Here is a 6702-nt window from a genome sequence, read left to right as displayed (position 1 = left end):
GGCGTCGGCGGCCAGCACGGCGGCGGAGAGGTCCGCGGCGGTCTGGTCGTGCTGGGTGGGGCCACCGACGGAACCGGTGGAGGCACTCATCGGAGCCGTCGGGGAGACCGGGGCAGCCGGGGGGGAGGTGGGGGAGACCGGCGCGACGGGCGCGTCCACGGTCTGGGTCGCAGCCTGCACGGCAGCACCCACGGAGTGCTCGACCGACGTACCCGCAGCGTCGGTCAGCTCGGCCACGGCACCGGTGTGCGGCGTCGTGGTCGGAGCAGGAGTGACCGGGGCCGAGGCTTCGAGGGAGGCGTCGGGTGCTGCGACGACGGAGGTCGACGCGATGGAGGCAGGTGAGGTCAGGTCGACGACGGGGGTCAGCGGGTCCGTCATGGGAGCCAGGGGAGTGACGACCGGAGCGATCACGTCGGTCACCGGCGCGAGGGCGTCCGTGACCGGCGACAGGCTCTCCACCAGCGGGTCCACCACCGGGGCGACGACCTCGACGACGGGTGTCACCACGGGGGCGACGGCCTGCACGACGGGTGCTGCGACCTGGACGACCGGCGCCACCACGGGCGCGGCGACCTGCACGACCGGGGCCACGACGGGCACCACGACCTGGGCCACCGGGGCGGCGACTTGGGCGACGGGAGCAGCCACGGGCGCGGCGACCTGGGAGACGACCGGGGCGACCGGGGCGGTCACCGCCGTCACCACGTCGGCGACCGGAGCGGTCACGCTCGACAGCAGCGAGGGCTGCTCGGCCTGCGCCGACGCGGTCGCCTGACCAGCCAGCCACAAGCCGACACCCAGGCCGGCCACGGTCAGCGCACGTCCGGCGAACCGGGAGAGGCGGACCCCACGTCGGGACTCGGACATCGGGCACACCTCCACTCACGGTCATCGGACGACTACACCTAGTAGAACGAGACGATGCCGTCCGGGGCCCGGTGAAGCGCGTCGCCCGATGGGATGGAGGCCACCTCCTCGCGATCGGCACCGTCNCCGGCGAACCGGGAGAGGCGGACCCCACGTCGGGACTCGGACATCGGGCACACCTCCACTCACGGTCATCGGACGACTACACCTAGTAGAACGAGACGATGCCGTCCGGGGCCCGGTGAAGCGCGTCGCCCGATGGGATGGAGATGCGGGAACGGACGGTGACGATCCGTGAGCCCCCCGTCCGAGGGAGGGCGGGCAGACTCGGGCCATGGCTGATCTGCGCTTCTGGTTCGACCCGGTCTGTCCCTTCGCCTGGCTGACCAGCCGCTGGGTGGAGGAGGTGGCCCGGCAGCGGGAGTACGAGGTCGAGTGGCGCTTCATCTCCCTGCGGCTGCTCAACGCCCACGTCGACTACGACGCCCACTTCCCGCCGGAGTACGAGGCCGGCCACACCGCCGGTCTGCGGCTGCTGCGGGTGGCCGCCCGGGTCCGCGACGAACACGGGGACGACGCTGTCGGCCGGCTCTACACCGCACTCGGCCACGGCATCCACGACGCAGCCCCGGTCGAGGGCGGGACCCCCGGCCACGACCGACGCGGTACGACGGACTTCGTCGTCCCCGTGCTGGAGGGACTCGGCTGGGACGCAGTACTCGCCGACGCCCTCGAGGACGCCTCCCTCGACGCGCGCATCCAGGCCGAGACCGACGAGGCGCTCGACCTGACCGGCAAGGACGTCGGCACCCCGATCCTGCAGCTCCGCCCGCCCGAGGGGCTCGCCTTCTTCGGCCCGGTGATCAGCCGGCTGCCCGACCCCGAGGACGCCGTGGCGCTCTGGGACCACGTCATCGGGCTGGCGTCCTTCAGCGGCTTCACCGAGCTCAAGCGGAGCCTGCGCGAGCGGCCCCAGCTGCGCAGCTTCGGCGTGGAGCCCGGCGAGGTCGGCGCTACCGAGGACTGGCACGGCGGCAGCCGCCGGCAGAAGCGCTGAGCGCGATGATCGACCTGGTCCTGTCCGACGTCCGTCCCTGGGGAGCGGACCCGGTCGACGTGCTGGTCACCGACGGCCGGATCGAGGCCGTCGTCCCGGCCGGCAGCGGTGCACCGGCCCGCGAGCGACTCGACGGTGCCGGGCTGCTCGCCCTGCCCGGCTTCGTCAACGCACACGCCCACGTCGACAAGAGTTGGTGGGGACGACCCTGGGTCTCCTACGGCGGCGAGGCGACGACCCAGGGTCGGATCGCCCACGAGCGGGCCGAGCGCGATGCGCTGGGCATCCCGAGCGTGGACTCGACCGTCGCGGTGCTGCGCGAGTTGCTGCGGCACGGCACCACGGCCGTCCGCACCCACGTCGACGTCGACCTCGGTGTCGAGCTGCGCGGCATCGAGGTGGTCCGGGAGGCTGCGGCCGCGCTCGACGGGGCCGTCGAGGTGGAGCTCGTGGCCTTCCCCCAGGACGGCGTCGTGCGTCGTCCCGGGGTGCTGGAGTTCCTGGACCGGGCCGCTGCGGACGGCGTCGCCAGCATCGGCGGGCTCGACCCGGCGTCCATCGACCGTGACCCGGTCGCCCAGCTCGACGGTCTGGTCGACATCGCCGTCCGGCGCGGTGTGGGGCTGGACCTGCACGTGCACGACGGCGGCGAGCTCGGTGGCTTCACCTACGACCTGCTGCTCGACCGCGTCCGGCACGCCGGCCTGCAGGGGCGGGTCACGGTCTCGCACGGGTTCGCCCTCGGGGAGCTGCCGCCCGCCCGCCAGGAGCGGCTGCTGGACGAGCTCGCCGAGCTGGACGTCGCGTGGACGACGGTGGCGCCGGTCCGTTCGGCCCCGCTGCCCTGGGCGGGGATGCGGTCGCGCGGGGTCGGGCTCGGGTTGGGCACCGACGGCATCCGTGACCTCTGGTCCCCGTTCGGGGACGGCGACCTGCTGCGCGTGGCGTTGGACTTCGCCCGGCTGCACGGGCTGCGCACCGACGGCGACCTCACCGCCGCCGTCGAGCTCGCCACGTCGGGCGGTGCCCGGTTCGTGCACCGGGACGTCCACGACCTGGTCCCCGGTGCACGGGCCGACGTGGTGCTGCTGGACGCCGAGAACGTCCCCGACGCCCTGGTCCGAGCGCCTCGTCGGTCGCTGGTGCTGGCCGGCGGGCGGACGGTCGTGCGGGACGGCGAACTGGTGCTCTGAGCTGCGCTTTCGGGTTGTCGGACAATCGCCGCCGCGATAGACTTCGAACACCTGATCGAACGTCCTGGGGGGTGTCGTGAGCGAACTGCGTTCCGCTGTCGACGCCCTCGCGGCCGACGACCTGCACGGGTTGGTGGACGGCCAGCTGCTGGACCGGACGGCGGAGCTGGTTCAGTCGATCAACCGGCTGAGCGCGGAGCTGACCCGCACCGTGCGGCACGCCGACGTGGTCGGTGCTGCCGAGCACGACGGGCTCAGGACGATGCAGTCGCTGCTGCGCGGTCACCACCACTTCTCGAGCGGAGCAGCCGCTGCCGTGGTGCGGGCCGGCCGGGTGCTGGAGCACTTGCCACGCCTGGAGGCCGCGTTTGCCGAGGGTGCGGTCACCGCCGCCCAGGTCGGGGTGGTCGCCGACGCGCTGCGGCCGTGCGACATCGCGGCGGCCGCCGAGCAGGACGTCGACCTGGACGCGTTCGACGAGGCGTGGACCGAGGTCGCCCGGACGCTGCCGCACGCCAAGCTGGCCACCGCGGTGAACGCGTTCCGCAACGCGCTGGACCCCGACGGGCCCGAGCCCGACCCGACCGAGGAGCGCCGGTTCACCATGACCCGGCACGCCAACGGGTCAGGGTCGGGCCGATTCGACCTCGACGCCGTGGGGTTCGAGAAGGTGCAGGCGGTGATCGAGTCGATGGTGCAGGCCGATCGGCCCCTGGGGGACATGCGTAACCGCTCGCAGCAGCAGGCCGACGCCCTCGTGCAGTGGGCCGACAACACCCTGGCGTCCGGTGACCTGCCCTTCCTGCGCACGGTCAAGCCGCAGGTGGTGGTCACCATCGACGTCGGGGACCTGCTCGACTCGAGCACCGGTCACGACACGGCGACCACCGGGTTCGGGGCCACCATCTCCGCGGCCCGCGCCCGCTGGATCGCCTGCGACTCCGCAGTCACCCGCATCGTGATGGGCCCCGACGGTGTGCCGCTGGACGTGGGCCGCACGAAGCGGGTCGTGCCCCCGAAGATCCGCCAGGCCGTGGAGCAACGCGATGGGCACTGCGTGTTCGCCGGCTGTCACGCCCCCACCCACTGGTGCGACGTCCACCACCTGCTCGAGTGGCTCCGCGACGACGGCGACACCTCACTGGACAACTCGGCCCTGCTCTGCGAACGCCACCACACCAAGGTCCACCACGGGTTCCGCGTCGAACGCGACGACGGAGCGCCCCCGGGCAGGCGCTGGCGTACCTTCCGACCCGACGGCACCGACATCGTGGTGGACCGCGTCCCTGGCTGAGGCCTGCGTCAGGTCAGCCCAGCAGCTGCAGGTCCACCCGGTAGCCGGTGAGCTGCCGGTAGGTGCCCGATCTCAGGTCGGGTTCGGGCTCGTCCGTGGGGTCCGGGGCCATCTCGACGTCGGCCAGGTCCTCCGCGCCCGGGACGACGATGAACGTCCGCCCACCTCCGGCCGCGTGCCAGGTGCTGGAGTGGTCGTCGGGAACAGCGCCGTGGGTCTCCTCGAAGAGCTCCCGGACGAGCTGGATGCGTTCGACGCGCCCGCGGACCGGCGGCAGGTCGTCGGTCCAGTCGCCGCCGTGCCACGTCGCCGTGAAGCGCCCTCGGAGCCTGACGATGCCGGTGGGCAGCTCGCGGCCGCGGACGGTCCAGGCCACCTGCACCCCGTTGCCGTCCAGCACGCGCGCGGTCCGCTCGGGGCCGACGTCGCCGACCGGGGTCGCCGTCCAGAGCTGCTCCGGTGCCGCGGCGTCCTCGATGAAGAGCAGTCGCCAGGACACGACGTCCCCGGATTGGAGCGGCCCACCGCAGCAGGCCAGCTCCCACTCCGACACGTCCACCTGCAGCCGTGGATCGCTCACCGCAGGTAGGAGGCGCCGTTCACGTCGAGCACCGCGCCGCTGCACCACAGCGCGTCCGGCCCGGTCAGGAACTCCACCGCGGCTGCGACCTCCGGGGGCTCGCCCACCCGGTTGAACGGGCTCTGCGCGCGGATGCCGTCACCGACCGGACCGGCCAGCAGCTCGGTGGCCATGTCCGTGGCGACGAAGCCCGGGGCCACGGCGGAGACGCCGATGCCGTGGCGGCCCAGGGCCAGGGCCAGCGACTGGGTGAGGGAGTGCACCGCGGCCTTGGACGCCCCGTAGGCCATCGCCTGGGGCTCACCCCGGAACGCACCGCGCGAGCCGACCGTGACGATCCGGCCGCCGTCCGGGCCCTCGGGTCGGTCGAGCAGGTGCCGGACGACCTGCCAGCTGACGTTCGCCGTCCCGGTGAGGTTGACCGACAGCACCCGGTTCCAGGAGTACTGCCACTGCTCGTAGTCCGAGTCCTCGATGACCAGCGCGTCGTGGGCGGCGGCGTTGTTCACCAGCACGTCGACCCCGCCCATGCCCTCGACCGCCGCGGCCACCATCGACGCGACGTCGGCGGGCACGCCCAGGTCGCCGGAGACCAGCACGTGGCCGTCCCCGGGCAGCGAGTCCAGCACCGCCCGGGCCGCATCGGCGCTGCTGCCGTAGTGCACGGCCACCCGGTCACCGCGGGCGGCAAGCCGATGGGCGATGGCCGCGCCGATGCCGCGGGAGGCGCCGGTGACGAGGGAACGGGTGCGCGGGGAGGTCACCCGGGCACGGTAGCCACCGGCCGGGCCCCGTCGGGACCCGGCCGGAGGCTCCTGCTCAGCTGGCGTGCTCGGGACGGTGCGGGTGCCCCTCGACGGCGACGACGATGGCCTCCTGGGTGCTGCGGGCCACGATCATCTCCACCGGTTCGGTGTCGCTGGCGTTCTGCTCCCAGTGCACGATGCCCGGCGGGATGAACACGAAGTCGCCGGCCCGGGCCTCGCGGACGTCGTCGAGCTCCTCGCCCACCCACCAGCGCGTGACACCGCTGATCACGTAGATCGCGGTCTCGGACCGGCCGTGGTGGTGCACCCCGGTCTTCCCGCCGGGTTCGAGGACGGCGTAGCCCATCCACATGTCCGACGAGCCGGTCTGGTCGGCCGAGATCGCCGCGAACCGCTGCAGGCCCGGGGTCTGCGCGGTGCGGGTGTCGCGCTCCTCCGGCCCGATGACACGGACGTCGAGAGCCATCAGGCGATCCGCCGCAGCCGGTTGATGGTCAGGCCGTCGGCGTCCAGCAGCTCCTCTATCCGCCCGGCGAACTGCACCAGGTGCGGGGTGGCCAGGTGGGCGTCCAGCTGCTCGGCGCCCTCCCAGTTCTCGTAGAAGAAGAACGTCCCCGGCGCCTCGACCGACTCGTGCAGGTCGTAGTTGACGTAGCCGTCCTCCTGGCTGGTCGGCTCGATGAGGGCCTCCAGCGCGCTGCGCAGCGCGTCGGCCTTGCCGGGGGCCGCGGTCATGTACGCGATGACGGTGAGCAGGTCGCGGCGGTCGTCGGTGGGGGTGGGCATCACGGCTCCTGGGGTGCGGGGCGACGACGTCGTCGCCCGGGAGACCCACCGTGACGGTCCGACCAGTGGTGCACAACGGGTCGGGTGTCTCAGAACTGAGACGACGACGGGCGGCCCTCCCGGTGGGGGAGGACCGCCCGTCGAGGCGGAGCAGG

The 6702-nt window shown here is 73.2% G+C and carries 8 protein-coding genes; 3 read left to right on the top strand and 5 right to left on the bottom strand.

Annotated features, from left to right (window positions below):
* Positions 1-870 (bottom strand): hypothetical protein (locus ASG36_RS19035; RefSeq protein ID WP_200944568.1); only part of this gene is annotated, 870 nt, incomplete at its 3' end.
* 334 nt (positions 871-1204) lie between these two features.
* Between ASG36_RS19035 and ASG36_RS19030 the strand changes: the two genes are divergently transcribed.
* The 3 genes from ASG36_RS19030 to ASG36_RS19020 all read left to right on the top strand — a co-directional run bounded on the left by ASG36_RS19030 (position 1205) and on the right by ASG36_RS19020 (position 4414).
* Entirely contained in the window at positions 1205-1927 is a 723-nt protein-coding gene (locus tag ASG36_RS19030) for a hypothetical protein (RefSeq protein WP_055767667.1), read from the top strand.
* 5 nt (positions 1928-1932) lie between these two features.
* Positions 1933-3120 carry an amidohydrolase gene (locus ASG36_RS19025; RefSeq protein WP_055767663.1) on the top strand — a complete coding sequence of 396 codons (1188 nt, stop codon included), beginning with the start codon at positions 1933-1935 and terminating at the stop codon, positions 3118-3120.
* A 76-nt stretch (positions 3121-3196) separates the two neighbouring features.
* Positions 3197-4414: an HNH endonuclease signature motif containing protein gene (locus tag ASG36_RS19020; protein ID WP_055767660.1), complete on the top strand. Its 1218-nt coding sequence runs from the start codon at positions 3197-3199 to the stop codon at positions 4412-4414.
* Positions 4415-4427: 13 nt separating this feature from the next.
* Here ASG36_RS19020 and ASG36_RS19015 read toward each other — a convergent pair whose 3' ends face one another.
* The 4 genes from ASG36_RS19015 to ASG36_RS19000 are packed head-to-tail and all read right to left on the bottom strand — an operon-like array spanning position 4428 to position 6547.
* Positions 4428-4994: a DUF6578 domain-containing protein gene (locus ASG36_RS19015; protein WP_055767657.1), complete on the bottom strand. Its 567-nt coding sequence runs from the start codon at positions 4992-4994 to the stop codon at positions 4428-4430.
* Complete coding sequence (locus tag ASG36_RS19010) at positions 4991-5758, bottom strand: SDR family NAD(P)-dependent oxidoreductase (protein ID WP_055767654.1); 768 nt, start codon at positions 5756-5758, stop codon at positions 4991-4993. Before ASG36_RS19010 ends, ASG36_RS19015 begins: the two co-directional genes overlap by 4 nt.
* A gap of 55 nt (positions 5759-5813) precedes the next feature.
* A complete protein-coding gene (locus tag ASG36_RS19005; RefSeq protein ID WP_055767651.1) occupies positions 5814-6227 on the bottom strand; it encodes a cupin domain-containing protein in 414 nt (137 codons plus the stop codon).
* The gene (locus ASG36_RS19000) at positions 6227-6547 is read right to left on the bottom strand and encodes a putative quinol monooxygenase (protein ID WP_055767648.1); all 321 of its coding nucleotides are present in this window, start codon (positions 6545-6547) and stop codon (positions 6227-6229) included. The genes ASG36_RS19005 and ASG36_RS19000 overlap by 1 nt, the downstream gene beginning before the upstream one ends.
* Between the last annotated feature and the right edge of the window lie 155 nt (positions 6548-6702).

Source organism: Geodermatophilus sp. Leaf369, assembly GCF_001424455.1.
Lineage (GTDB): Bacteria > Actinomycetota > Actinomycetes > Mycobacteriales > Geodermatophilaceae > Klenkia.
This window is presented reverse-complemented; position numbering and strand designations above follow the sequence as displayed.